The organism is Streptomyces sp. NPDC048270 (genome assembly GCF_040652335.1).
Lineage (GTDB): Bacteria > Actinomycetota > Actinomycetes > Streptomycetales > Streptomycetaceae > Streptomyces.
Genome location: NZ_JBEZLV010000002.1, coordinates 20,677 through 44,484 on the forward strand (window position 1 = coordinate 20,677; position 23,808 = coordinate 44,484).

Annotated in this window: 22 protein-coding genes; 7 read left to right on the forward strand and 15 right to left on the reverse strand. The window is 71.4% G+C overall.

Going from position 1 to position 23,808, the window contains the following annotated elements; genetic code table 11:
- Positions 1–147 precede the first annotated feature (147 nt).
- The 6 genes from pyrE to AB0D66_RS01660 all read right to left on the reverse strand — a co-directional run bounded on the left by pyrE (position 148) and on the right by AB0D66_RS01660 (position 5,475).
- Entirely contained in the window at positions 148–687 is a 540-nt protein-coding gene (pyrE, locus tag AB0D66_RS01635) for an orotate phosphoribosyltransferase (RefSeq protein ID WP_362295002.1), read from the reverse strand.
- A gap of 21 nt (positions 688–708) precedes the next feature.
- On the reverse strand, positions 709–1,494 hold the full coding sequence (locus AB0D66_RS01640; protein ID WP_362295005.1) for an aldose 1-epimerase: 786 nt from the start codon (positions 1,492–1,494) through the stop codon (positions 709–711).
- Positions 1,495–1,514: 20 nt separating this feature from the next.
- A complete protein-coding gene (locus tag AB0D66_RS01645; RefSeq protein WP_362295009.1) occupies positions 1,515–2,528 on the reverse strand; it encodes an SRPBCC domain-containing protein in 1,014 nt (337 codons plus the stop codon).
- Positions 2,529–2,560: 32 nt separating this feature from the next.
- Complete coding sequence (locus AB0D66_RS01650) at positions 2,561–4,204, reverse strand: polyamine aminopropyltransferase (protein ID WP_362295012.1); 1,644 nt, start codon at positions 4,202–4,204, stop codon at positions 2,561–2,563.
- Between the two features lie 167 nt (positions 4,205–4,371).
- The gene (locus AB0D66_RS01655) at positions 4,372–4,923 is read right to left on the reverse strand and encodes a DUF2617 family protein (RefSeq protein ID WP_362295015.1); all 552 of its coding nucleotides are present in this window, start codon (positions 4,921–4,923) and stop codon (positions 4,372–4,374) included.
- A 321-nt stretch (positions 4,924–5,244) separates the two neighbouring features.
- Positions 5,245–5,475 (reverse strand): hypothetical protein, encoded by a 231-nt coding sequence (locus AB0D66_RS01660; protein ID WP_362295018.1) that lies wholly within the window; start codon positions 5,473–5,475, stop codon positions 5,245–5,247.
- Between the two features lie 137 nt (positions 5,476–5,612).
- On the opposite strand from AB0D66_RS01660, the gene AB0D66_RS01665 reads away from it, so the two are divergent.
- Both AB0D66_RS01665 and AB0D66_RS01670 read left to right on the forward strand, forming a co-directional pair.
- Positions 5,613–6,794: a pyridoxal phosphate-dependent aminotransferase gene (locus tag AB0D66_RS01665; protein ID WP_362295021.1), complete on the forward strand. Its 1,182-nt coding sequence runs from the start codon at positions 5,613–5,615 to the stop codon at positions 6,792–6,794.
- Between the two features lie 138 nt (positions 6,795–6,932).
- Positions 6,933–8,123, forward strand: a complete 1,191-nt coding sequence (locus AB0D66_RS01670; protein WP_362295023.1) for a hypothetical protein — start codon at positions 6,933–6,935, stop codon at positions 8,121–8,123.
- Between the two features lie 7 nt (positions 8,124–8,130).
- On the opposite strand, the gene AB0D66_RS01675 is transcribed toward AB0D66_RS01670, so the two are convergent.
- Together AB0D66_RS01675 and clpB are read right to left on the reverse strand one after the other, a co-directional pair.
- Positions 8,131–8,670: a YbjN domain-containing protein gene (locus tag AB0D66_RS01675; RefSeq protein WP_362295026.1), complete on the reverse strand. Its 540-nt coding sequence runs from the start codon at positions 8,668–8,670 to the stop codon at positions 8,131–8,133.
- A 113-nt stretch (positions 8,671–8,783) separates the two neighbouring features.
- Positions 8,784–11,369, reverse strand: coding sequence for an ATP-dependent chaperone ClpB (gene clpB / locus AB0D66_RS01680; protein ID WP_362295029.1), 2,586 nt, complete (start codon positions 11,367–11,369; stop codon positions 8,784–8,786).
- Positions 11,370–11,505: 136 nt separating this feature from the next.
- Between clpB and AB0D66_RS01685 the strand changes: the two genes are divergently transcribed.
- Positions 11,506–11,910, forward strand: a complete 405-nt coding sequence (locus AB0D66_RS01685; RefSeq protein ID WP_362295032.1) for a TIGR03618 family F420-dependent PPOX class oxidoreductase — start codon at positions 11,506–11,508, stop codon at positions 11,908–11,910.
- Between the two features lie 200 nt (positions 11,911–12,110).
- On the opposite strand, the gene AB0D66_RS01690 is transcribed toward AB0D66_RS01685, so the two are convergent.
- Entirely contained in the window at positions 12,111–12,425 is a 315-nt protein-coding gene (locus AB0D66_RS01690) for a hypothetical protein (RefSeq protein WP_030026718.1), read from the reverse strand.
- Positions 12,425–12,661, reverse strand: a complete 237-nt coding sequence (locus AB0D66_RS01695; RefSeq protein WP_361750491.1) for a hypothetical protein — start codon at positions 12,659–12,661, stop codon at positions 12,425–12,427. Before AB0D66_RS01695 ends, AB0D66_RS01690 begins: the two co-directional genes overlap by 1 nt.
- Positions 12,662–12,745: 84 nt before the next feature.
- Here AB0D66_RS01695 and AB0D66_RS01700 point away from each other — a divergent pair, with 84 nt between their 5' ends.
- Positions 12,746–13,768, forward strand: coding sequence for a helix-turn-helix transcriptional regulator (locus AB0D66_RS01700; RefSeq protein WP_362295037.1), 1,023 nt, complete (start codon positions 12,746–12,748; stop codon positions 13,766–13,768).
- A gap of 98 nt (positions 13,769–13,866) precedes the next feature.
- On the opposite strand, the gene AB0D66_RS01705 is transcribed toward AB0D66_RS01700, so the two are convergent.
- The 4 genes from AB0D66_RS01705 to dnaK are packed head-to-tail and all read right to left on the reverse strand — an operon-like array spanning position 13,867 to position 18,067.
- Positions 13,867–14,331 (reverse strand): helix-turn-helix domain-containing protein, encoded by a 465-nt coding sequence (locus AB0D66_RS01705; protein ID WP_362295040.1) that lies wholly within the window; start codon positions 14,329–14,331, stop codon positions 13,867–13,869.
- 2 nt (positions 14,332–14,333) lie between these two features.
- Positions 14,334–15,521 carry a molecular chaperone DnaJ gene (dnaJ, locus tag AB0D66_RS01710; RefSeq protein WP_362295043.1) on the reverse strand — a complete coding sequence of 396 codons (1,188 nt, stop codon included), beginning with the start codon at positions 15,519–15,521 and terminating at the stop codon, positions 14,334–14,336.
- 39 nt (positions 15,522–15,560) lie between these two features.
- A complete protein-coding gene (gene grpE, locus AB0D66_RS01715) occupies positions 15,561–16,217 on the reverse strand; it encodes a nucleotide exchange factor GrpE (RefSeq protein WP_362295045.1) in 657 nt (218 codons plus the stop codon).
- The gene (gene dnaK, locus AB0D66_RS01720) at positions 16,217–18,067 is read right to left on the reverse strand and encodes a molecular chaperone DnaK (RefSeq protein ID WP_362295048.1); all 1,851 of its coding nucleotides are present in this window, start codon (positions 18,065–18,067) and stop codon (positions 16,217–16,219) included. Before dnaK ends, grpE begins: the two co-directional genes overlap by 1 nt.
- A gap of 252 nt (positions 18,068–18,319) precedes the next feature.
- On the opposite strand from dnaK, the gene AB0D66_RS01725 reads away from it, so the two are divergent.
- Positions 18,320–18,871, forward strand: coding sequence for a sugar transferase (locus AB0D66_RS01725; protein WP_362295051.1), 552 nt, complete (start codon positions 18,320–18,322; stop codon positions 18,869–18,871).
- Positions 18,872–18,981: 110 nt separating this feature from the next.
- Positions 18,982–21,471, forward strand: a complete 2,490-nt coding sequence (locus tag AB0D66_RS01730) for a (Fe-S)-binding protein (protein WP_362295054.1) — start codon at positions 18,982–18,984, stop codon at positions 21,469–21,471.
- A 104-nt stretch (positions 21,472–21,575) separates the two neighbouring features.
- Here AB0D66_RS01730 and AB0D66_RS01735 read toward each other — a convergent pair whose 3' ends face one another.
- Positions 21,576–22,586, reverse strand: coding sequence for a hypothetical protein (locus AB0D66_RS01735; RefSeq protein WP_362295057.1), 1,011 nt, complete (start codon positions 22,584–22,586; stop codon positions 21,576–21,578).
- 274 nt (positions 22,587–22,860) lie between these two features.
- On the opposite strand from AB0D66_RS01735, the gene AB0D66_RS01740 reads away from it, so the two are divergent.
- Entirely contained in the window at positions 22,861–23,778 is a 918-nt protein-coding gene (locus AB0D66_RS01740; RefSeq protein ID WP_362295060.1) for a Yip1 family protein, read from the forward strand.
- Positions 23,779–23,808: the final 30 nt, after the last annotated feature.

Genomic DNA, 23,808 nt, shown 5'->3' on the forward strand with positions numbered 1-23,808 from the left:
CGCTGTCGGCCAGTACGGCCGGAACCTGCCGGGATGTTTCACGTGAAACATCCCGGCAGCCCGAAAAGCAGCAGGTCAGAGCTTGATCCGGGACGTACGGGGACCTTCGGCCCCAGTTGTGCGGGGGCGGGGTCCGGGCGCCGGTGGCTAGGAGAGGCCCAGGTCCTCGAGGCGGTAGCCGGTGAGGTAGGGAAGACCCGCCTCGGCGATGGCTCCGGCCGCGCCGCGGTCGACGATCGTGGCGACGGCCACGACCTCGCCGCCGGCCTCGCGGACCGCCTCGACGGCGGTCAGCGGGGACCCGCCGGTGGTGGAGGTGTCCTCGACGACCAGGCAGCGCTTGCCCTTGACGTCGGTGCCCTCGATGCGGCGCTGCATGCCGTGGGCCTTCTGCGCCTTGCGGACGACGAAGGCGTCCAGCCGGCCGCCGCGCGCGGCGGAGGCGTGCAGCATCGAGGTCGCGACCGGGTCGGCGCCCAGGGTGAGGCCGCCGACGCAGTCGAAGTCCAGGTCGGCGGTGAGGTCGAGCATGACCTGCCCGACCAGGGGGGCGGCCTCGCCGTCGAGGGTGATCCGGCGGAGGTCGATGTAGTAGTCGGCCTCCCGGCCGGAGGAGAGGATCACCTTGCCGTGCACGACGGCCTTGTCCTTGATCTGCTGCAGAAGCTCATCGCGTACGTCGCTCATGCCCCTGAGCTTAATTCGGCTCTACGGGAGCCGCCGCCACGCCCACGTGGTGGAGACCTCCAGCGGGTCGACGGGGGTGACCAGGCGCGGGAGGGTGTTCAGCCCGTTCGGCGGACCGGACTGCGGTTCGACGCAGACGGCCTCGGCCTCCTCGTCGTAGACCACCACCCATTCCTCGCGGCTGGTGACCTTGAGCTCCAGGGCGCCGGGCCAGGTGAGGGTGACGTCGACGCCGTGCGGCATGCCGAAGCAGTCGTCCCAGGGGCCGGGCTTCGGCTCGGTGCGGTGGCCGGTGGGGAGGTGGTCGTCGCCGCGCTCCTCCTGCCACTCGGGTGCGAAGTCGAGGCGTACGTCCTCGCCGGTGCCGAGGTTGCGCCGGAACCAGGGGTGCCAGCCCGCCTGGGCCGGGAAGGAGTCGCCGTACGTCTCGACGCCCATGGAGAGCGTCAGCCCGTCGGGGGTCAGCTCGAAGCTCTGGGTGACCCGGCCGGGCCACGGCCACGGGTCGGCGAGGTCGAAGACGAACGCCGCCTCGGTGTCCGTGAGCCGGCCCTTGCGCCAGGCGGTGTCGCGGCCGAAGCCGTGGATGGCGTGCGGGGGGTGGTTGACCGGCAGTTGGTGGACGACGGCGCCGTCACGGAACCGCCCGTTCGCGGTGCGGCCGCACCAGGGGACCATCGGGAAGGCCCCGAAGTGCGGGCCCTGGCGCAGCAGCTCGGTCCCGTCGACCCGCAGGCTGCTGATCCGGCAGCCGTTCTCCTGGTCGATGGTCAGCTCGGCGCCGCCGGCGCTCAGTTGCGTACTCATGCGGTCGAGCGTAATCGGGGTCAGCGGCGACGGCGCAGGGCGCGGCCGATCACGATCGCCGAGGCCACGGCGAGGGCGGCGGCCGGGGCGAGCCAGCGGAGGTTGTCGCCGGCGGTGGTGGCGGCGGGTGCGGGGACGGGGGCGTACCGGCCGCGCGGCGGCGCGTGGTCGACCTCCTCGGCGCTGCGGCCGATCATGGTGCGGCGGGCGTGGGCGGCCTCGGCCGGGGGCCTCGGGAGGTCGCCGAGGTCGTCGAGGCTGTCGAACCCGCCGGCCAGGAAGGGGTCCAGGGAGGGCGGCGGCACGTCGGTCTCGAAGACCGAGGCGGTGACCTCGGTGATGTCGTCGTCCCCGGACCCGTCGGCGCCGCCGGCCTCGTCCTCTTCGGCGTCCGCCACGGGATCGCTCACCTCGGCCCCGGCGGCCTCGGAGGACCGCGGAGCCTCGGAGGACCCGGCGGACGGTGAAGCCTCGGAGGACCCGGATCCGGCAGCCCCGCCGGACCCCGCGGCCGCAGCGGGCCCGGCCCCGGCGGCCTCGCCGGACCCGCCGGGCTCCCCGGCCTCCGCGGCCCCGCCGCCGGCCGGCGCCCCGGCCCCGCCGTCGGCCGACGCCTCCGCGAGGCGCTCGGCGGTCTGGTCCAGGAGCCGCCGCGCGGCGGTGGCGGTGGCCTCGGGGGCGAACCCGGCGGCGCGTCCGTCGGCGGTGGCCCCGGCGGTGAAGTCGAGCCGGGTCCCGTCCCCCTCGGGGGTGAGCCGCAGCGCGAGGGTGAGCTTGACCGTCCCGCTGCCCCGGACCTCCGTGCCCTCGCCGTCGACGGCGAAGTGACCGGGGTCCCGTTCGGTGACGGAGAAGGCGCCCCGGTAGGTCACGGTGTGCCCGCCCACCCGGACCTTCAGCCGTCCGGAGAGCGGCCCGGACTCGGTGTCGGCGTCCTGCTGGAGCCCCGGCACGCACCGGGCCGTCCGGACGGGGTCGCGCAGCACGGCGCGGAGACTGTCTGCCGGTACCGGAACGAACGCCTGATGCTCCATGCGGTCGAGCCTACCGACGAGACCGCACCGGGTCACGAATACCGCGGGTGCGGCAGCGTCGACGGCGGAAGTCCCGGCATCCGGGTGCGCTCGGTGTCGCGCGCCGCGTCCTGGAGCGAGCGCGTCGACAGCGAGGCCAGGGCCGGCGTGTCGCGGTCCACCTTCAGCGCAGGCGCCTGTTCGCGGGAGGCCAGGACGAAGCCCCAGTCCTGCGGGGGCGCGCCGCTGCCGCCGAGGGGGGTGCGGTCGGGTCCGGCGGCGTAGCCCGTCAGGCGGCCGCCCGCGCTGTAGGGGGAGGTCCGCAGGCCGGCCGCGCGCAGGGTGGACTCTACGGTCCAGTAGGTGCGCGGGCGCGTGGCCATCGGCCCGGCGTGCACGGCGATCCGGCCCCCGGGCCGCAGGGCCCTCGCGGCCAGCCCGTAGAACTCCTGCGAGTACAGCTTCGTGCTGGGGGTGATGCCGGGGTCGGGGAGGTCGGAGACGATCACGTCGAAGCGGTCCCGGGCGGCCGGGCCGCGCAGCCAGCGGAAGGCGTCCTGCGTGACGACCCCGAGCCGCGGGTCCTCGTACACACGGGCGTTGAGCGCGGAGAGCATCGGGTCGGTGCGGGCGAGCCGGACCACGCCGGGGTCGAGTTCGACGACGGTGACGGAGGCCACGTCGCGGTAGCGCAGCACCTCGCGGGCGGCGAGCCCGTCACCGCCGCCGAGGACCAGGACCCGGGCGTGCGGGCCGGTCATGGCGGGGTGGACGAGGGCCTCGTGGTAGCGGTACTCGTCGTAGCCGCTGACCCGCAGCCGGCCGTCGAGGTACAGGTCGAGGGAGCGCGGGGAGCCGGTGCCGGGCCCGGTGAGCACCAGTTCCTGCACCCCGGTCTGCACGGCGACCCGCACCTCCTCGCCGTAGACGGCGCCGCGGGCGACCCGCTCGAAGTCGTCGGCGAGGACGGTCGCGCAGGCGAGCACGGACAGCACCGTCACGTTGGCGGCGACCAGCGTCCAGCGGGCCCGCCGGCTCAGGTCGCGGCGGAACAGCCAGAGCACGAGCCCGCCGCCGACGACGGCGTTGACCGTGCCGGTGAGCATGGCGCCGGTGAGCTGGCCGAGCACCGGCAGCAGCAGGAAGGGGAAGGCCAGGCCCCCGACCAGGGCGCCCACGTAGTCGGCAGCGAACAGGTCGGCGACGGCCCCGCCCGCGTCCTGTCTACGGATGCGCTGGATGAGGGCCATCAGGAGCGGGATCTCCGCACCGATGAGGACTCCGATGGCGAAGGAGAAGGCGACCAGGGCCGGCCGGGATTCACCCAGCCAGGCGAAGCTCGCGTACAGCGCTATGGCCGACAGCCCGCCGAGCAGCGCGAGCCCGGCCTCGATGGCGGCGAAGCCGAAGGCGGGGCGGTGCCGCAGCCGTTTGGCAAGCAGGGAGCCGACACCCATGGCGAAGACCATGACGGACAGCACCACCGACGCCTGGGTGACGGAATCGCCGATGAGGTAGGTGCCGAGGGCGAGCAGCTCCAGTTCGTATACGAGCCCGCAGGCGGCGCAGACGAACACGGTGGCCAGCACGAGGAGTCGGCCGGTCCGGGGCCGTACGGGCAGGGCGGCCGTGACGGCCGCCGCGCCCCGCGGCTCCGGAGCCGGGAGGACCCGGCGCGGGACGGAACGGTCGATCATGCAGCGAACCGTACGTCACCGCCCACTCGCATCCGGTCACCCACATGGGTGCAAGTGGCGCGCCGATCCGGCCAGTTGGCGTAATCCCGCGGCAATACCCGCGCCCCTCGGACCGCCGGGGGTGCACGGGGCCGCCCCGGCGCGTTTCCCGGTGGCGCGAGCGGAACCTAGAGCACCGCGTGCGTCTCCAGCGGAGGGGCCGAGGCCGCGGCGGCCGCCCGTACGCCGACCCGGGTCCGGGTGGCCACGAGCTGCCCTTCCTGCGGGTAGGCGTGCCAGGTCCGCCAGCGCACCTGGCCCTCGTAGTGCTGCGCCAGCATGGCGGTGAAGGCGTGCGGACTGCCCGGGAAGGTGCCCGCCAGTCCGTTCGGGTGATCGGCGACCAGGGCGAGCAGCTCCTGCGCCCGGCCCGCGAAGGACCCGCGGGACAGGGTCTCGACCCGGGCGGCGAACTCGTACTCCCAGTCGCCCACCCGCTTGGCCACGCCGAGCGGCAGCGGCGTACTGCTGCCGGGCATACAGGCGACCGTCTCCGAACAGAGCACCTCGCCCTCCTCCAGGAGCACCTGATGAGAGGCCCCGAGCAGGCGCAACTCGACCTTCGCACCGGACAGTTCGAGGTTCAGTACGGCCAGGGCGGGCAGCCGGTCCCGACCCAGGGCCCAGGCGAGATCGGCGGCACGCGTGTCGGTGTAGTTGGTCTGGAGGGTCGTGAGCATGAGTCGGCTCCGCAAACGCGCGAGGGAGATGGGCCGGGGCCCGCCAGCGGTAGTCAACGGGTGGGGGGACACCGGCACGGGTCCACAGGAAGTCCAGGGAGGTCCGAGGACTGGTCTACTCAACCGAGGGAATCATGAAAGGCACGGCACTCACAGCGTTTTTACCCAACTTGACGGGGTTTACATCCCCCCGGGGGCTCCACAGTTCACGTGTTCAACAACGTGTTCCCCGCGCGTCGTGATGCATGCGCGAAGGAGAGGGCGCCCGGCGCGGATTAGCCCGCCGGGCGCCCTCGTCCACGCGGTGCCAGCTGCCCCGTGTCAGCTGGAACCGCCGCACCCCCCGCCGCCGCCACCGCCGCAGGAGGACGAGGAGCCGCAGGAGGACGAGGAGCCGCAGGACGAGCCGCTGCCGCCTGCCGTCCACCAGCTGCTGCTACTGCTGCTCGAACCCGAGCCGGAACCCGAATAGCCCTGCCGGAACGAGCGGATCGCCATGGTCACGACGAAAGCGACGATCATGAGCCCGATCACGATGAAGACGAACACCATGTCCGCCCCCTCTCTCACGCCCCGGTCTTCCCGGGGGGACGGGATCCCCGCGTCCCGTGTGCAGGGGGGATGCCCGCAGGCCACGCGGCCCAAAGCACACTTGAGCAACTCCAGAGGTTCCCCCCAGGATGGCGGCCATGAGCGCACCCGTGAGCAGCGACCGCCCCTTCCTCAACCGCCGTCTGGCGGCCTTCGGCACCACGATCTTCGCGGAGATGTCGGCACTGGCCGCCCGCACCGGATCGATCAACCTCGGCCAGGGGTTCCCCGACACCGACGGCCCCGCCGAGATCGCCGAGGCGGCCTCCCGCGCGGTCCTCACGGGCCTCGGCAACCAGTACCCGCCGGGCCCCGGCGTCCCCGAGCTGCGCACCGCGGTCGCCGCACACCAGCAGCGCTTCTACGGCCTCGGCTACGACCCCGACACCGAGGTCCTGGTGACGGCCGGCGCCACCGAGGCCATCGCCGCCTCGCTGCTGGCCCTCCTCGAACCGGGCGACGAGGTCATCGCCCTGGAGCCGTACTACGACTCGTACGCGGCCTGCATCGCGATGGCCGGCGCCGTCCGCGTCCCCGTCACCCTGCGCCCGCACGCCGGGGGTTTCGCCCTCGACCTGGACGAGCTGCGCGCCGCCGTCACCCCGCGCACCCGCCTGCTGCTGCTGAACACCCCGCACAACCCGACCGGCACCGTCCTCACCCGCGAGGAGTTGGCCGCCGTCGCCGCCCTCGCCGTGGAGCGCGACCTCCTGGTCGTCACGGACGAGGTCTACGAGCACCTGGTCTTCGAGGGGTCCCACACCCCCCTGGCCGGGTTCCCCGGCATGCGCGAGCGCACGGTCACCATCTCCTCCGCCGGGAAGACGTTCTCCTTCACGGGCTGGAAGGTCGGCTGGGTGACGGCGCCCCCGGAGCTGGTGACGGCGGTCCGCTCGGCGAAGCAGTTCCTCACCTACGTCTCCTCCGGCCCCTTCCAGTACGCGATCGCCGGGGCCCTCGCCCTGCCCGACGCCTACTACGAGGGCTTCCGCGCGGACCTGGCCGCCAAGCGCGACCTGCTCGCCGACGGCCTCGCCGCGGCCGGCTTCGAGGTCTACCGCCCCCAGGGCACGTACTTCATCACCACGGACATCACCCCGCTGGGCGAAAAGGACGGCCTGGCCTTCTGCCGCGCCCTGCCCGAGCGCTGCGGCGTGGTCGCCATCCCGAACCAGGTTTTCTACGACGACAAGTCAGCCGGAGCCACGCAGGTCCGGTGGGCGTTCTGCAAGCGGACCGATGTACTCCGCGAAGCGGTGTCCCGCCTGCGCAATCTCTAGCCCCGGACCGGGGCGTCGTCGTTTTCCAGGTGTGCTTGCGGGGTGAGCGAGGCCGGTGTGAAGCTGACCGCCTGGAACGTGCCCGAAGCTCTCATCATCGGATGAGCGTACTCACGAAGAGCAGGAAAGTCGGGATACATGGCAACGGGCAGAGTCTCGGTGTCCGCGTCGCCCCTGGAGATGCGCGCCGTCAAGGCGGTGCGGGCCGCCGCACCGGCGACGGTCATCGCGCTCGGGGTCTTCGCCGCCGTACGCGGCGCCGGGGTACTGGTCCTCACCCTCGGCTCCTGGTGGGCCGGGAAGGACCCGCTCCGGGTCCTGGGCAGGTCCTGGGACTCCGTCTGGTACCTCGGGATCGCCGCCAACGGCTACGGGCGCACCCAGATGTGGCCGAGCGCCACCACCGGCACCGGCTCCATCCAGAGCGACTACGCCTTCTTCCCGCTCTACCCGGTACTGATCAGGCTGGTGGGCTCGGTGCTGCCCGGCGGACTGCTCCCCGCCGGCATCCTCGTCGCGTGGATCTGCGCCGCCGTCGCCGCGGTCGGCGTGTACCGGATCGGCGCGTGGGTGATCGGGCCGCGCGCCGGGCTGCTGCTCGTGGGGCTGTGGGCGGCGCTGCCGCACGCCGTGGTGCTGAGCCTGGCCTACACCGAGGCCCTGCTGGCCGCGCTCGCCGCCTGGGCGCTCTACGCCCTGCTGCGCGAGCGCTGGCTGTGGGCGGCGGGCCTCGCCGTACTCGCGGGGCTGACCCGGCCGACCGGGCTCGCCGTGGCGGCGGCGGTCTCGGTGGCGGCCCTGTACGCGATCCTCACCCGCCGGTCCCGGGCGCCCGAGGTGTGGGCGGCCGGCCTGCTGGCCCCCGCGGGCTGGGCGGCGTACGTCGTGGCCGTCGGGCTGCGGATGCGCGATCCCCTCGGCGGGTACTTCGCCGTGCAGCGGCACTGGGGCTCCCGCTTCGACTTCGGGGCCGGGGCGCTGCGCTCCGCCGAGCGGGTGCTGACCGGCGGGCACGTGCCGCTGGCCACGACCGTGACGGTGGTCCTGCTGGCCGCGGCCGGGCTGCTGGCGATGCTGCTGGTGCTGGACCGCATCCCGCTGCCGCTGCTCGCCTACACGGCGATACTGCTGCTGATCGCCTACGGCGGGGCCGGGTTCTTCGAGTCGAAGCCGCGGTTCCTGCTGCCGGCCTTCCCGCTGCTGCTGCCGGTGGCGGCCGTCATGGCGAGAGCCCGGCCGCGCACCGCGGTCATGGTGACCGCGGGGCTGGCCGGGCTCTCCTACGGCTACGGGCTGTACCTGCTGCTCGTGGCCCGCGTACCGCTCTAGGAACGGTCTAGTTGTTGCCGTCGCCCTCGTCGCCGCCGTCCGTGGAGTCGATCTCCTTCTCCAGGCCGAGCTGCTCGACGAGCCACTTGTCGAACTCGATGGAGGCGCGGACCCAGCTGACCGTGGAGGACACGAAGTGCTCCAGGTTCACGCCGGTGCCGATCAGCATCTGCGCCTCGCCGATCAGCCGGACGGAGCCGTCGTCGTGGGTGTGGCTGTAGACCTTCGGCCACAGGGTGCGGCGGTTCCAGTCGTCGATCGACTCGAGGAGCTGGGGCTTCTCGTCGATCTTGTGCGGACGGTCGTAGAAGGTCCGCACGGAGAAGACCTGCTGCTCGTCTTCCCCGCGGAACATGAAGTACGTGCGGAACTCCTCCCACGGCGCCGCGAGGTCACCCTCGTCGTCGACGACGTACTTGAGCTCCATCTGCTCCAGCAGCTGCTTGACCAGATCCTGATCGGGGACGACGGGCCCCGCCGGTCCTGTGGCCTGCGGCTCGGGCTGCTGCCCTCCGAAGTTCGGAATCGAGGCCGGGTCGATGCTCACCGTGTACTTCCCTTCGTGCGGATACCTGCATCCTCCCCCATCCCGCCCACCCCGTGTCCAGCCCGACGGCACACGATCCGCTCCGGGCGGACACGCGGTGGCGTCCGGGCAGGTCAGAGCGCCTTGCCGACCAGCAGGTCCTCGCCGGCGACGTCGACGCGCACGGTGTCGCCGTCCCTGACCTCGCCGGACAGGATCTCCTTCGCCAGGCGGTCGCCGATCGCCGTCTGGATCAGCCGGCGCAGCGGCCGGGCACCGTACGCGGGGTCGTTGCCCTTGACCGCCAGCCAGGCCAGGGCCTCCGGGGTGACCTCCAGGGTCAGGCGCCGGTCGGCCAGCCGCTTGGCGAGGCGGCCGATCTGGAGCTCGGCGATGTGGGCCAGCTCGTCCCCGCTCAGGGCGGAGAAGACCACCAGGTCGTCGAGCCGGTTGAGGAACTCCGGCTTGAAGCTCGCCCGGACCACGTCCAGGACCTGCTGCTTCTTCTGCTCCGCCGGGGTGGCCGGGTCCATCAGGAACTGGCTGCCCAGGTTCGAGGTCAGCACCAGGATGGTGTTGCGGAAGTCCACCGTGCGGCCCTGGCCGTCGGTGAGCCGGCCGTCGTCGAGGACCTGGAGCAGGACGTCGAAGACCTCCGGGTGGGCCTTCTCCACCTCGTCGAGCAGGACCACGGAGTACGGGCGGCGGCGGACGGCCTCGGTGAGCTGGCCGCCCTCCTCGTAGCCGACGTAGCCGGGCGGGGCGCCGACCAGGCGTGCCACGGAGTGCTTCTCGCCGTACTCCGACATGTCGATGCGGATCATGGCCCGCTCGTCGTCGAAGAGGAAATCGGCCAGGGCCTTGGCCAGCTCGGTCTTGCCGACGCCCGTCGGGCCCAGGAAGAGGAAGGAGCCGGTCGGCCGGTCGGGGTCGGCGATGCCGGCCCGGGTGCGGCGCACGGCGTCCGAGACGGCCCGTACGGCCTCGCCCTGGCCGATCAGGCGCCGGCCCAGCTCGTCCTCCATGCGGAGCAGCTTCTGGGTCTCGCCCTCCAGCAGGCGGCCGGCCGGGATGCCGGTCCAGGCGCCCACCACGTCGGCGATGTCGTCGGGGCCGACCTCGTCCTTGACCATGGTGTCCTTCGACGCCTCGGCCTCGGCCTCGGTGGCCTCCGCCAGCTCGCGCTCCACCGTCGGGATCTCCCCGTAGAGCAGCTTGGAGGCGGTGTCGAAGTCCCCGTCGCGCTGCGCGCGCTCGGCCTGCCCGCGCAGGTCGTCCAGGCGCTCCTTCAGCTCGCCGACCCGGTTGAGGGACTGCTTCTCCTTCTCCCACCGGGCGGTCAGGCCGCGCAGCTCCTCCTCGCGGTCGGCGAGGTCCTTGCGGATCTTGTCGAGGCGCTCCAGCGAGGCCGGGTCGGACTCGTTCTTCAGCGCCAGCTCCTCCATCCGCAGCCGGTCCACCGAGCGCTGCAGCTCGTCGATCTCCAGCGGGGAGGAGTCGATCTCCATGCGCAGCCGCGAGGCGGCCTCGTCCACGAGGTCGATGGCCTTGTCGGGCAGGAAGCGGGAGGTGATGTACCGGTCGGAGAGGGTGGCCGCGGCGACCAGGGCGCTGTCGTTGATCTGGACCTTGTGGTGGGCCTCGTAGCGGCCCTTGAGGCCGCGCAGGATCGCGATCGTGTCCTCGACGGACGGTTCGGCGACCAGCACCTGCTGGAAGCGCCGCTCCAGCGCCGGGTCCTTCTCGATGCGCTCGCGGTACTCGTCGAGCGTGGTGGCGCCGACCATGCGCAGCTCGCCGCGGGCCAGCATGGGCTTGAGCATGTTGCCCGCGTCCATCGCCGAGTCACCGCCGGCGCCCGCGCCGACGACCGTGTGGAGCTCGTCGATGAAGGTGATGATCTGGCCGTCGCTGGACTTGATCTCCGCCAGGACGGTCTTCAGCCGCTCCTCGAACTCGCCGCGGTACTTCGCCCCGGCGACCATGGCGCCGAGGTCGAGGGAGACCAGCCGCTTGTTCTTCAGGGACTCCGGCACGTCGCCCTTCACGATGCGCTGGGCCAGGCCCTCCACGACGGCGGTCTTGCCGACGCCGGGCTCGCCGATCAGCACCGGGTTGTTCTTCGTGCGGCGCGAGAGCACCTGCACGACGCGGCGGATCTCGTGGTCCCGGCCGATGACCGGGTCGAGCTTGCCCTCGCGGGCGGCCGCCGTGAAGTCCGTGCCGAACTTCTCCAGCGCCTTGTACTGGCCTTCGGGGTCGGGGGTGGTCACCCGCCGCCCTCCTCGCGCGTTCTGGAAGGCGTCCAACAGCTTCTTCGCGTCGGCACCCTGGGTGGAAAGGACCTCGCCGGCCGCGCCGCCCTTGGCGGCGAGGGCGATGAGCAGGTGTTCGGTGGAGAGGTAGTCGTCGCCGAGCTTGCCCGCCTGGGCGTCGGCCTCGGCGAGTACGGCGAGCAGCTCGCGGGTGGGCTGCGGGGGCGCGACCGTGGACCCGGTGACGCTGGGCAGGGAGGCCAGCAGCCGCTCCGCGCCGTCGCGTACGGCGGCCTGGTCGGCGCCGGAGGCCGCGAGGAGGTCGGTGAGGTTCTCGTTGTCCTCGCCGGCGAGGAGCGCCAGCAGCAGGTGCGCGGGGGTCAGGTCGGCGTGGCCGTCCTTGACGGCCCGGCTGGTCGCCGCGTTCAGCGCGTCCCGGCTCTTGTTGGTCAGCTCGGCATCCACAGGTGACTGCTCCTCTCTGGGGGGACAGAACTATGACATACACAACCTACGCAAAGTTGAGTCTATTCCACTCAAGGCGCACGGCTCAAGGCAGGCGGCGGTTCCCGGGGCGGGCCTGCCCCGTACCCTTCGGGCCATGTCCCATGACGTACTCAACCCGACGCCCGAGTACCTCGCCTTCTGGCGGGAGCGGCACGTCTGCACGCTGACCACGCCGCGCCCCGACGGGACGCCCCACGTCGTGCCGGTGGGCGTGACGTACGACCCGGAGGCCGGGCTGGCCCGGGTGATCAGCAACAAGCACAGCAAGAAGGTCCGCAACATCCTGGCGGCGGCGCCGGGCACGGCCCGGGTCGCGGTCTGCCAGATGGCGGGGCGCCGCTGGGCCACCCTCGAGGGGCACGCGGCGATCCGCGACGACGAGGCGTCGGTCGCCGACGCGGTGGCGCGCTACGCGGAGCGCTATGGGCGGACGCCCTCGCCCAACCCCGACCGGGTGGTCCTGGAGATCACCCTGGACCGGGCGATGGGCCGGGCCTGACGGCCGGGTCCGACGGCGGGGCCTGGCGGCCGGCTCGGGCGGACCGGGCCGCGGCCGAGCCCCGGCCCGATCCGCAACCAAATCTTGTCCGGCCGACGAATGGACGCGGACATCACAACGGCGCCATCGTGGTCAGGTCCACGATGGCGCCGTTGTGTGGGGGTAGCACCTGAGCGATCTGCAACGACGGGGGAATCGCGTCAGGCACTGCGGGGGGTGGCGGTGGTGATATCAGGTTCGAAGAGCTGGTGGTCGCGCTGATCGAGGTTGACGAAGACCATTCCGTAGCGCACCTCGCAGCGAACGGGCTGCGGCGCGCCGCGGGGGCGACGCAGGCAGCGGTACGCACGTACGTCCTCGTCCTCCTCGCGCACGATGACGATCGGCTGTCCGAACAGGGTGACCATCAACGAGTCGCCAGGGTGGGGGATGGCCGTGGCGAGGTCGATGAACTGCCAGCCGGAGCGGTAGGCAGAGGCCATTTCGCGGCGGAAGCCGCGGTCGTCGGGGGTCATCAGGAGACCTTCGCCGGTGTGGTGTTCCAGCCGAGATCAGCGGGAGCCGTGTTCCAGCCCAGATCGGTCTTGCCTACCGATTCGACGGGCGTGCTGGTACTGGTACCGGTGTCGGCCTGAACGCTTCCCGCGTCACCGTTGAAGGCGACGACTGCCCCATGGACCGCAACGACGGAGAAAACAACGGCAAGCACCGAGCGAAGCATTCTCTTATACATGGTCGGCTTCGTCCTCACTTGATGGAATCCTCTCCCCCGCGTGACTGACGATGGCTTATTCAGGCACGTCAGTGCCACAGGGACGATGCATCATGTTCTTACATGTTCAGGACCCTGGGGGGTGGAGATTTGCCCAAGAGCGACACAAACCCGACACATCCCCACCCGGTCACAGCCATGTGCCCCGAGGGAGCGCGACTCTACGCAGCCGCGCTGAGCACCGGCCGCGTCTCCCGCGGCGAGGCGGAGAACGCCCCCTGCCTGCTCGAATTCGCTCTGCTGAGGCCTGACCCTGATGACGCGAACCAGCTGCGCGCGGTTCCCCCGTCCGTCGCCCTCACCCAGCGGCTCCACCCGCTGGAGCGCGAGATCCGGGACCGGAGACGGAGCGCCGTAGATCTTGCCGACGCATTCGAGCCGTTCCTGACCATCAGCGCCCAGAGCCCTGCGACCACCCACGCCATCACCGTGCTGGAGGGCTTCGAGCAGATCAACGCGGCTCTCGACCTGGCCACCGCCGAGTGCCACACCGAGGCGCTGACCGTCCAACCGGGCGGAGCCCGGCCGAGCTTCATCCTCACGGAGGCACTGGAACGCGCTGCACCGCTGCTCAACCGGGGGGTGAGCATCCGCACGCTCTACCAGCACACGGTACGGCACAGCCAGGGCACGCTCGCCTACGTGGACCGGATCTCCACGGGGAAGGTGGAGATCCGCACACTCGAGGAGCTCATCGAGCGTCTCATGATCTTCGACCGCACGGTGGCCTTCATCCCCGCGAGCGACGACCGCACGGTGGCGCTGGAGCTGCGCCACCCGGGGCTGGTCGACTACCTCATCAAGGTGTTCGAGCAACTGTGGCGCCGGGCCGTGCCGTTGAGCGAGGAAGTGACCTACACGCACGCTCCGGACGGCGTCTCGGGCGTGCAGCGCACGATCGCCCAGCTGCTCGTCGAGGGGCACGTGGACGAGGCCATCGCGCGCCGCCTGGGGATGAACGTACGCACCTGCCGGGCACACATCGCCAAGCTGGCCGCCTATCTGGGCAGCGGCAGCAGGGCCCAACTCGGCTTCCTCATCGCGCAGTCCGGCATCCTCGACAGCCCGGAGCACGGGCAGCTCTGAATACCCACTGCCGGCCCACACAAACGGAAGGCCCCCACCCGGTTTCGGGTGGGGGCCTTCCGCGCAGCCGCGTTGGCTGAAAACAGTCGGTCCGCGCGTCAGTCCATCGGGCGCTTGGGGCGCCACACGACCAGGGCGTTGCCCGGCTGCGGAGGCTGGTACGGAACCAGGTCGCGCCGGTACGAGGCGTGCACCTGGGCCTCGCGGGCCCGGAGCGTCGCCGCCGCGCCGTCCACCGCCGCGGAGAGCTCGGCCACGCGCTGCTGGAGCGCGGCGACCTGGTTCTCCAGCTCGATGATCCGCTTGATGCCCGCCAGGTTGATGCCCTCGTCCTGGGACAGCGCCTGCACCGTGCGGAGCAGTTCGATGTCGCGGGCCGAGTAGCGCCGGCCGCGGCCGGCCGTACGGTCCGGGGAGACCAGGCCGAGGCGGTCGTACTGGCGCAGGGTCTGCGGATGCAGGCCCGAGAGCTGGGCGGCCACCGAGATCACGTAGACCGGGGTCTCATCGGTGAGCTGGTAGCCCCCGCCCAGGCGGGAGGACTGTCGTCGGCGGCCGTCCATGGTCATGCTCCCTTCGCGGACTCGAACAGCGCGGTGCGCGGGTCCTCGGACTCCGTCGCGTCGCGGTACATCTCCAGCGCCTCGCGGGCCTTGTCCGAGAGCTCGGTCGGGACCGCGACCTCCACCGTGACCAGCAGGTCGCCGCGGGTGCCGTCCTTGCGGACCGCTCCCTTGCCGCGGGCCCGCATGGTGCGGCCGTTGGGGGTGCCCGGCGGCAGCTTCAGCGTCACCGAGGGGCCGTTCAGGGTCGGCACCTTGATGTCGGCGCCCAGGGCCGCCTCGGCGAAGGTCACCGGGACGGTCACCGTCAGGTTGTCGTCCTTGCGGCCGAACACCGGGTGGGAGTCGACGTGCACGACGACGTACAGGTCGCCGGCGGGGCCGCCGCGCTCACCCGGCGCGCCCTTGCCGCGCAACCGGATCCGCTGGCCGTTGGAGACGCCCGCCGGGATCCGCACCTGCATGGTGCGCGAACTGCGGGCGCGCCCGCTGCCCTTGCAGACCTCGCAGGGGGTCTCCGCGATCAGACCGCGGCCCTTGCAGTCCGCGCAGGGGTCGGTCAGCGAGAAGCCGCCGCCGCTGCCCCGCGAGACCTGGCCGGTGCCGACGCAGGTCGGGCACACCCGGGGGGTGCCGTTCTTGTCGCCGGTGCCCGAGCAGGCCTTGCAGGGGGCCTGCGAGGACATGCGGAGCGGGACCGTGGCCCCGTCCACCGCCTCCGTGAAGGAGAGGGTGACCTCCGATTCGATGTCCTGGCCGCGGCGCGGCTGGGTGCGGGTGCCCGCACCGGCGCCGGCGCCGGCGCCGCGGTTGAACAGGCCGCCGAAGACGTCGCCCAGGCCGCCGCCGAAGCCGCCGGCCGCGCCGCCCGGCTGCTGACCGCCGAAGAGGTCGCCGAGGTCGAAGTTGAACGAGCCGCCGGCCCCGCCCGGCCCCGGGCGGAAGCCGCCGTTGCCGAACAGGGCGCGCGCCTCGTCGTACTCCTTGCGCTTCTTGGCGTCGCCGAGGATGTCGTTCGCCTCGGAGATCTCCTTGAAGCGCGCCTCGGCCGAGGCGTCGCCCTTGTTGGCGTCCGGGTGGAACTCGCGCGCGAGCTTCCGGTACGCCTTCTTGATCTCGGCCTCGGTGGCGTCCTTCTGGACACCGAGGACCTTGTAGTAGTCCTTCTCCACGAAGTCCTTCGTGCTCATCCCCGGTGTCCCTCCTCTCGTACTGCTACTGGTTCAGCTTCAGCCCTTGTCGGGGGCATCCGCGTCCTTGTCCGACGACGCTTCGCCGGACTCGGACTTGGGGGCCGCGCCCGGCTGGGGCTCGGCCACCGCGACCCGGGCGGGGCGGATCGTACGCTCGCCGATGCGGTACCCCGGCTGCAGGATCGCCACGCAGGTCGTCTCGGTGACGTCCGGCGCGTACGAGTGCATCAGGGCCTCGTGGATCGTCGGGTCGAAGGGCTCGCCCTCCTTGCCGAACTGCTGCAGCCCCATCTTGGCCGCGGCGGTCTCCAGCGATTCGGCCACCGACTTGAAGCCGCCGACCAGCTCGCCATGTTCCCGCGCCCGGCCGATGTCGTCCAGGGTCGGGAGCAGCTCCGTCAGGAGGGACGCGACCGCGATCTCCTTGACGGCGATCCGGTCCCGCTCCACCCGGCGGCGGTAGTTCTGGTACTCCGCCTGGAGCCGCTGGAGGTCCGCGGTGCGCTCGCCGAGCGCCGTGCGGGTCTGGTCCAGCTGCGCGAGCAGGGCGACGTCCTGGCCCGCGTCCTGAGTTCCTTCGTCCCCGGCCGGGGCCGCCTCCTCCTTGGCGGAGTCGGCGGCCTTCGGCTCGTCGGGCGTGCCGTCGACGGGGACTTCGGGCTTCTCGTCGAAGCCCGGGGTCTCCTCCGACATCAGGCAGCGCCACCCTTCGGCTTCTCGTCGTCGACGATCTCGGCGTCGACGACGTCGTCGTCGGCCTTGGCCTGGCCCTCGTCACCGGGAGCCGCACCGGCGGCACCCTGAGCGGCCTGGGCGTCCGCGTAGATGGCCTGGCCGAGCTTCTGGCTGACCGCGGCGAGCTTCTCGGTCGCGGTGCGGATCTCGGCGGTGTCCTCGCCCTTGAGCTTTTCCTTCAGCTCGGTGACGGCGGCCTCGACCTCGGCCTTGACCTCGGCCGGGACCTTGTCCTCGTTGTCCTTGACGAACTTCTCCGTCTGGTAGACGAGCTGCTCGCCCTGGTTGCGGGACTCGGCCGCCTCCTTGCGGCGCAGGTCCTCCTCCGCGTACTGCTCCGCCTCCTGGCGCATGCGGTCGACCTCGTCCTTGCCGAGCGAGGAGCCGCCGGTGACGGTCATCTTCTGCTCCTTGCCCGTGCCGAGGTCCTTGGCCGTGACGTGCATGATGCCGTTCGCGTCGATGTCGAAGGAGACCTCGATCTGCGGGACGCCACGCGGGGCCGGCGGCAGGCCGGTCAGCTCGAACATGCCGAGCTTCTTGTTGTACGCCGCGATCTCGCGCTCGCCCTGGTAGACCTGGATCTGCACGGACGGCTGGTTGTCCTCGGCCGTCGTGAAGATCTCGGACCGCTTGGTCGGGATCGTGGTGTTGCGCTCGATGAGCTTGGTCATGATGCCGCCCTTGGTCTCGATGCCGAGGGACAGCGGGGTCACGTCGAGGAGCAGGACGTCCTTGACCTCACCCTTGAGCACACCGGCCTGGAGGGTGGCGCCGATGGCGACGACCTCGTCCGGGTTGACGCCCTTGTTGGCGTCCTGGCCGCCGGTGAGCTCCTTGACGAGCTCGGCGACGGCCGGCATACGGGTGGAGCCGCCGACCAGGACCACGTGGTCGATCTCGGACAGCTGGATGCCGGCGTCCTTGATGACGTTGTGGAACGGGGTCTTGCAGCGGTCGAGCAGGTCCGCGGTGAGCTGCTGGAACTGCGAGCGCGTGAGCTTCTCGTCCAGGTGCAGCGGGCCCTCGGCGGAGGCCGTGATGTAGGGCAGGTTGATCGAGGTCTCCGTGGAGGAGGACAGCTCGATCTTCGCCTTCTCGGCGGCCTCGCGCAGGCGCTGGAGCGCCATCTTGTCCTTGGACAGGTCGACGCCGTGGCCGTTCTGGAACTGCTTCACCAGGTAGTCGACGACGCGCTGGTCCCAGTCGTCGCCACCGAGGTGGTTGTCACCGTTGGTGGCCTTGACCTCGACGACTCCGTCGCCGATCTCGAGGAGCGACACGTCGAAGGTGCCGCCGCCGAGGTCGAAGACGAGAATGGTCTGGTCGTCCTTGTCGAGGCCGTAGGCCAGGGCGGCGGCCGTCGGCTCGTTGACAATACGCAGGACGTTCAGGCCCGCGATCTCGCCGGCCTCCTTCGTCGCCTGGCGCTCGGAGTCGTTGAAGTAGGCCGGGACGGTGATGACCGCGTCCGTGACCTTCTCACCCAGGTACGCCTCGGCGTCGCGCTTCAGCTTCTGCAGGATGAAGGCGCTCATCTGCTGCGGGTTGAAGTCCTTGCCATCCAGGTTGATCTTCCAGTCAGTGCCCATGTGGCGCTTGACGGAGCGGATGGTCCGGTCCACGTTCGTGACCGCCTGGCGCTTGGCCACCTCGCCGACGAGGACCTCGCCGTTCTTGGCGAAGGCGACGACGGACGGCGTGGTCCTGGCGCCCTCGGCGTTGGTGATGACGGTGGGCTCGCCGCCTTCCAGAACGCTGACGACGGAGTTAGTGGTGCCCAGGTCGATGCCGACCGCACGTGCCATTTCGATTCCTCCAGCTGACTTGAGTGCAACAGGCTCAAGGATGCCCCACCGCCGCTCCTGCGTCAACAGAGCTGAGCCTGGTCGGCTCAACCTTTAGGCCCTCCTTACGCGCAACTCCCCGGCTTCCCGGCCCTCCGGCGCACGGTCCGCGGTTTCCGGGGGCCGGGCTCCGGGCCCGGCGCCGCACCCGAACGGGTCACCCGCGCCGCGCGGCGCCCCGGGACCGCCGGACGCATCCGGCACCGTGCAGGCATGCCCCTGCCGCTCACCCTCCCGTCCCCCCGGGCCCGGCCGCCACGGGCGCGGCCGGCCGGCCTGCCCGCGGCCAAGCGGGTGCTCGACCTGATCGGCGCGGCGGCCCTGCTGGCCCTGCTCGCGCCGCCGCTCGCCCTCGCCGCGGCGCTGCTGTACGTGACCCAGGGCGGCCGGGTCCTCGTACGGGAGCCCGCCGCGGGCCTGGCCGGCCGGCCGTTCCTGGTCTGGCGGCTGCGCACCGACGGCGCGGGCGGGGTCGGCGAGGCCGTGGAGCGGTGCGCCCTCGACTGCCTGCCGCAGCTGCTCAACGTGTTCCGCGGCGAGATGTCACTGGTGGGGCCGCGCCCGCAGCCCCGTACCGACCGGCCCGAGCGGCTCCTCGTACGGCCCGGAATGACGGGCCTGTGGCAGGTGAGCGCGCGCTCGGACCTACCGTGGGAGGAGATGCCCCTGCTCGACCTGCATTATGTGGAGAACCACTGGCTCGGGATGGACCTCGCGATCCTGGCGCAGACCCCACGGGCGGCCTACCGACATAGGCAGCCCTGAGCGACACAGATCACCGCACGCTCAGCTACATTGCGGCGTCGGGAATGGGTAACCTCAAGCCTTGACTTCATAAGTTACCGCTTAGTAAGTGCCGCCCGAGGAGCCCTCCCATGCAACTCGCCGCGATCATCGTGTCGCTGGTCCTGACCGTGGTCGGCGTCGCGCTGCTCGCCCGAGCCGTGGCGCAGATCTACCGCTTCGTGAAGCTCGGCCAGCCCGTGCCGGCCGGCAGCCGTACGGACGACCCGAAGGCCCGAACGCTCACCCTGGTCCGGGAGTTCCTGGGCCACAGCCGGATGAACCGCTGGGGCATCGTCGGCTTCGCGCACTGGTTCGTCGCGATCGGCTTCCTGACCCTGCCGCCCACGCTCGCGCAGGCCTACGGGCAGCTCTTCCGGGCCGACTGGACGCTGCCGGTCATCGGCGGCTTCCTGCCGTTCGAGATGTACATCGAGTTCATCGGCCTGATGACGGTCGTGGGCATCCTCGTCCTCATCGCGATCCGGCTGCTCAACCTGCCCTCCCGGGCGGGCCGCAAGTCGCGCTTCACCGGCTCCAAGGCCTGGCAGGCGTACTTCGTCGAGTACATCATCCTGACCATCGGCCTCGCCATCCTCGCGCTGCGCGGCCTCGAGGGCGCCATCCACCACGTGGACTCGTACGACCCTGCGTACTTCGTGTCGTACCCGCTGGTGCTGGCCTTCAAGGGGCTCTCGCTCGGCACGCTGCAGAACGCCATCTACTTCACCGCGATGATCAAGATCGGCACCTCGCTGATCTGGATGATCGTGGTCTCGCTCAACACCAACATGGGTGTCGCCTGGCACCGCTTCCTCGGCTTCCCGAACATCTGGTTCAAGCGGAACGCCGACGGCGCGACCGCGCTCGGCGCGCTCCAGCCGATGACCAGCGGCGGCAAGCAGATCGACTTCGAGGACCCGGGCGAGGACGACGTCTTCGGCGTCTCCCAGGTCGAGCAGTTCTCCTGGAAGGGCATCCTCGACTTCTCCACGTGCACCGAGTGCGGCCGCTGCCAGTCGCAGTGCCCGGCCTGGAACACCGGCAAGCCGCTGTCCCCCAAGCTCCTGATCATGTCGCTGCGCGACCACGCGCACGCCAAGGCCCCGTACCTGCTCGCCGGCGGCGGCAAGGACATGGAGGGCAACGAGAAGGCGACGGCGGAGCAGCTGAAGGACGTCCCGGCCGCCGCGATCGCCGAGGCCGAGCGCCCGCTGATCGGCACGGCCGAGGAGAACGGCGTCATCGACCCGGACGTGCTGTGGTCCTGCACGACCTGCGGTGCCTGCGTCGAGCAGTGCCCGGTCGACATCGAGCACATCGACCACATCGTCGACATGCGCCGCTACCAGGTGATGATCGAGAGCGCGTTCCCGTCCGAGGCGGGCACGATGCTCAAGAACCTGGAGAAGAAGGGCAACCCCTGGGGCCTGGCGAAGAAGCAGCGCGTCGAGTGGACCAAGGAGGTGGACTTCGAGGTCCCGATCATCGGGAAGGACGCGGAGGACCTCTCCGAGTTCGACTACCTCTACTGGGTCGGCTGCGCCGGCGCCCTGGAGGACCGGGCCAAGAAGACCACGAAGGCCTTCGCGGAGCTGCTGAACATCGCGGGCGTCAAGTTCGCGATCATGGGCGGCGACGAGAAGTGCACCGGTGACTCGCCGCGCCGCCTGGGCAACGAGCCGCTGTTCCAGCAGCTGGGCCAGGAGAACGTGGCCATGCTGAACATGGCCTTCGGCGAGGACGACGAGGACCCGTCGACGAGGAAGCCGAAGTCGGCGAAGCGGATTGTCTCGACCTGCCCGCACTGCTTCAACACCATCGCGAACGAGTACCCGCAGCTGGGCGGCGAGTACGAGGTCATCCACCACACGCAGCTCCTCCAGCACCTGATCGACGAGGGCCGCCTCACGCCGGTGACGCCGGTGGACGGCCTGATCACGTACCACGACCCCTGCTACCTGGGCCGGCACAACAAGGTCTACACGCCGCCGCGCGAGATCATGTCGGCCGTGCCGGGTCTGCGGCAGCAGGAGATGCACCGCCACAAGGAGCGGGGCTTCTGCTGTGGCGCCGGTGGCGCGCGGATGTGGATGGAGGAGCGGATCGGCAAGCGCATCAACAACGAGCGCGTCGACGAGGCCCTCTCCCTCAACCCCGACATCGTCTCCACCGCCTGCCCCTTCTGCCTCGTGATGCTCACCGACTCGGTGAACGGCAAGAAGAACGACGGTCAGGCGAAGGAACACGTCCAGGTCGTCGACGTCGCACAGCTGCTGCTGGACTCGGTGAAGGCACCGGGGCCGACGGAGGCGGAGCTGGCGGCGGAGGCCGAGGCGGAGGCGCGGGCCGAGGCGGAGGCCGCTGCGGCGGCTGCGGAAGCCGAGGCCAAGGCGAAGGCTGCTGCCGAGGCGGAGGCCGCTGCCAAGGCGAAGGCGGCGGAGGCCGAGGCGAAGGCTGCGGAGGCGGAGGCCGCTGCCCCCGAGGCGGCTGAGGCTCCCGAGGCCGTTGAGGCTGCTGAGGTTGCCGAGGCACCTGAGGCCGCCAAGGTCGACGAGGCGAAGCCCGAGGAAGCCAAGTAGGCCGCGGGGAGCCCCCGCACAGCTCGACGGAACGGCCGGTCCCCCACGGGGGCCGGCCGTTCCGCCGTGTCGGGCCGGGGCGGGCCGGGGCGGGGCGGGCCGGGTCAGGAGGACCGGCGTCGCAGCATCGCGAAGCCGAGGCCGGCCGCGCCCACCGCGGCCATCCCGCCGCCCGCGGCGACCAGCTTCGGGGTGTCGCCCGTCGGCTCGGAGACGCCCTCCGCGCCGGCCTTCACGCCGCCCTTCGGAACGACCTTCCCGACGACGGCGGGCTTGGCCTCGTCCTGCTTCCCGTCCTGCTTCGCGTCCTGCTTCGCGTCCTTCCGGACGGTGTACTGCTCGATCAGCCTGCCGTCGAAGTCGTACACCCAGCTGCTGCCGCCGCCCTTGCCGTCGATGACGACGAACTTCACGCGCTTGCCGTCCTGGACGAGCTTGTACGTCCAGCCGTCGTTCCGCGTGCTCGGGTGCTTCAGGTCGATGCTGCCCAGGGCGTTGCCGTTCGGCATCGAGAGGTCGACGCGCCTGCCGTGCGGGCCGTCCACCAGCTTGGCGATGCGGCCGTCGGGCAGGGTGACGCGCACCGAGCTCTCCTTCCTGACCTCCGGCCTGACCTGCGGCTTCGGCTTCTCCACCGGCTTCGGCTTCGCCCCGCCGTCCATCCAGGAGGTCACGGTGCCGTTCGGCTGGAGCACGACGTGCAGACCGTTGTTCTGGCCGTACGCGGCGGCGCCGCCCTTGCTGACCAGGGTGTCCAGCTTCGTGGAGCCGGCGAAGATGTCCGCCTCGAAGTGGTTCTCGCCGAGCTTGTAGACCTTGGCCACGGAGCCGTCGGGCAGCTTGACCGTGGTGACGAAGGCCCGGACCCCGGCGGTCGGCTTGGCGGGCGGCGGGGTGGGCTTCGCGGGGGCCGGCGGGACGGACGGGTCGACGGCGGGCTTGACGGACGGGTCCACGGACGGGTCGACCTGCGGCTGCTCCGTGCCGGGCAGCACCTCCGGCTCCGGAACCGCCGGGGAGTCCGCGAAGGCGGATCCGACCGGAAGGGCCAGGACGGCGGCCGTGCCGGCGGCGACGGCGGCGGTACGGAGGGTGGTGCGGCGGGTGCTGCGCATGATGGGTTGCTCTTCTCGTGCTCGTGCTCGTACTCGTACTCGGGCTCTGGCTTTGGCTTTGGCGTTTGCTCTGCGGGGCGTCGACAGACACGAAGCTACGGGCCGGATATGTGGGTATTCCGTAGGGAACGTAACGAAGACCCACAGAATCCGACGCAGCCATGTAAAACGGACACCCCACCGTCCCCTAGGGGATGTCACAGGTCAGCCGCAAAGGCACCCACTTCGGGCCGCCCGTCCACGGGGCGCGGCGGGACCAGGTACTTTCGATCACGTGGCTGGATTCAGGATCGGACGCGGCCGGGACAACAACCGCACCCCGCAACAACCTCCGCGGCAGCAGCCGTACGGGCAGCAGCAACCGCCTCCGTACGGCCAGCAGCCCTACCCTCCGGCAGGCCCGCCGCCGCAGCAGCAGTGGCCGCAGCAGGGCGCCGGGGGACACGGCGAGCCCGAGTACTTCGACCCGTACGGCCGGCAGCAGCAGCCGCAGGACCCGTACGGCCACGGAGGCCAGGGCGGCGGTCACGGCGGGCACGGGGGCTACACCAACGACAACCCGGGGCACACCCAGGTCTTCGCCGTCGGCGAGGACCCGTACAGCCAGGGCGCGACGTACCAGGCGGGCGCGGCCGCGGCCGCTCCGTCCGGCCCGCGGCTGCCGTGGAAGGAGCTCCTGCGCGGCATCGTGACGCGGCCGGGCCAGACCTTCCTGCAGATGCGCGACTACGCCGTCTGGGGGCCGGCGCTGATCGTGACCTTCCTCTACGGGCTCCTCGCGGTCTTCGGCCTCGACGACGCCCGGCAGGACGTGATCAACGCGACGCTCCCCAAGGCCGTGCCGATCGTCCTCTCGACGGGTGCGGCCTTCGTGATCTGCGGGCTGCTGCTCGGTGCGGTCACCCACACGCTGGCCCGCCAGCTGGGCGGCGACGGCTCCTGGCAGCCGACCGTGGGCATGTCCATGCTGGTCATGTCGCTGACCGACGCCCCGCGCCTGGTCTTCGCCGTGTTCCTGGGCGGCGACAACGGGCTCGTCCAGGTCCTGGGCTGGGCCACCTGGCTGGCGGCGGGCGCGCTGTTCACCTCACTGATCAGCAAGTCCCACGACCTGCCGTGGCCGAAGGCCCTGGGCGCGTCCGCGATCCAGCTGATCGCCCTGCTGTCGATCATCAAGCTGGGCACGATCTGAGCGGTGCGGCGGCCCGCCGGGCCGCCGCAC

Coding starts and splice junctions, on each gene's coding strand:
- pyrE (WP_362295002.1), bottom strand. CDS start 687: ATGAGCGACGTACGCGATGAGCTTCTGCAGCAGATCAAGGACAAGGCC.
- AB0D66_RS01640 (WP_362295005.1), bottom strand. CDS start 1,494: ATGAGTACGCAACTGAGCGCCGGCGGCGCCGAGCTGACCATCGACCAG.
- AB0D66_RS01645 (WP_362295009.1), bottom strand. CDS start 2,528: ATGGAGCATCAGGCGTTCGTTCCGGTACCGGCAGACAGTCTCCGCGCC.
- AB0D66_RS01650 (WP_362295012.1), bottom strand. CDS start 4,204: ATGATCGACCGTTCCGTCCCGCGCCGGGTCCTCCCGGCTCCGGAGCCG.
- AB0D66_RS01655 (WP_362295015.1), bottom strand. CDS start 4,923: ATGCTCACGACCCTCCAGACCAACTACACCGACACGCGTGCCGCCGAT.
- AB0D66_RS01660 (WP_362295018.1), bottom strand. CDS start 5,475: ATGGTGTTCGTCTTCATCGTGATCGGGCTCATGATCGTCGCTTTCGTC.
- AB0D66_RS01665 (WP_362295021.1), top strand. CDS start 5,613: ATGAGCGCACCCGTGAGCAGCGACCGCCCCTTCCTCAACCGCCGTCTG.
- AB0D66_RS01670 (WP_362295023.1), top strand. CDS start 6,933: ATGGCAACGGGCAGAGTCTCGGTGTCCGCGTCGCCCCTGGAGATGCGC.
- AB0D66_RS01685 (WP_362295032.1), top strand. CDS start 11,506: ATGTCCCATGACGTACTCAACCCGACGCCCGAGTACCTCGCCTTCTGG.
- AB0D66_RS01690 (WP_030026718.1), bottom strand. CDS start 12,425: ATGACCCCCGACGACCGCGGCTTCCGCCGCGAAATGGCCTCTGCCTAC.
- AB0D66_RS01700 (WP_362295037.1), top strand. CDS start 12,746: ATGTTCAGGACCCTGGGGGGTGGAGATTTGCCCAAGAGCGACACAAAC.
- AB0D66_RS01705 (WP_362295040.1), bottom strand. CDS start 14,331: ATGGACGGCCGCCGACGACAGTCCTCCCGCCTGGGCGGGGGCTACCAG.
- dnaJ (WP_362295043.1), bottom strand. CDS start 15,521: ATGAGCACGAAGGACTTCGTGGAGAAGGACTACTACAAGGTCCTCGGT.
- grpE (WP_362295045.1), bottom strand. CDS start 16,217: ATGTCGGAGGAGACCCCGGGCTTCGACGAGAAGCCCGAAGTCCCCGTC.
- dnaK (WP_362295048.1), bottom strand. CDS start 18,067: ATGGCACGTGCGGTCGGCATCGACCTGGGCACCACTAACTCCGTCGTC.
- AB0D66_RS01725 (WP_362295051.1), top strand. CDS start 18,320: ATGCCCCTGCCGCTCACCCTCCCGTCCCCCCGGGCCCGGCCGCCACGG.
- AB0D66_RS01730 (WP_362295054.1), top strand. CDS start 18,982: ATGCAACTCGCCGCGATCATCGTGTCGCTGGTCCTGACCGTGGTCGGC.
- AB0D66_RS01735 (WP_362295057.1), bottom strand. CDS start 22,586: ATGCGCAGCACCCGCCGCACCACCCTCCGTACCGCCGCCGTCGCCGCC.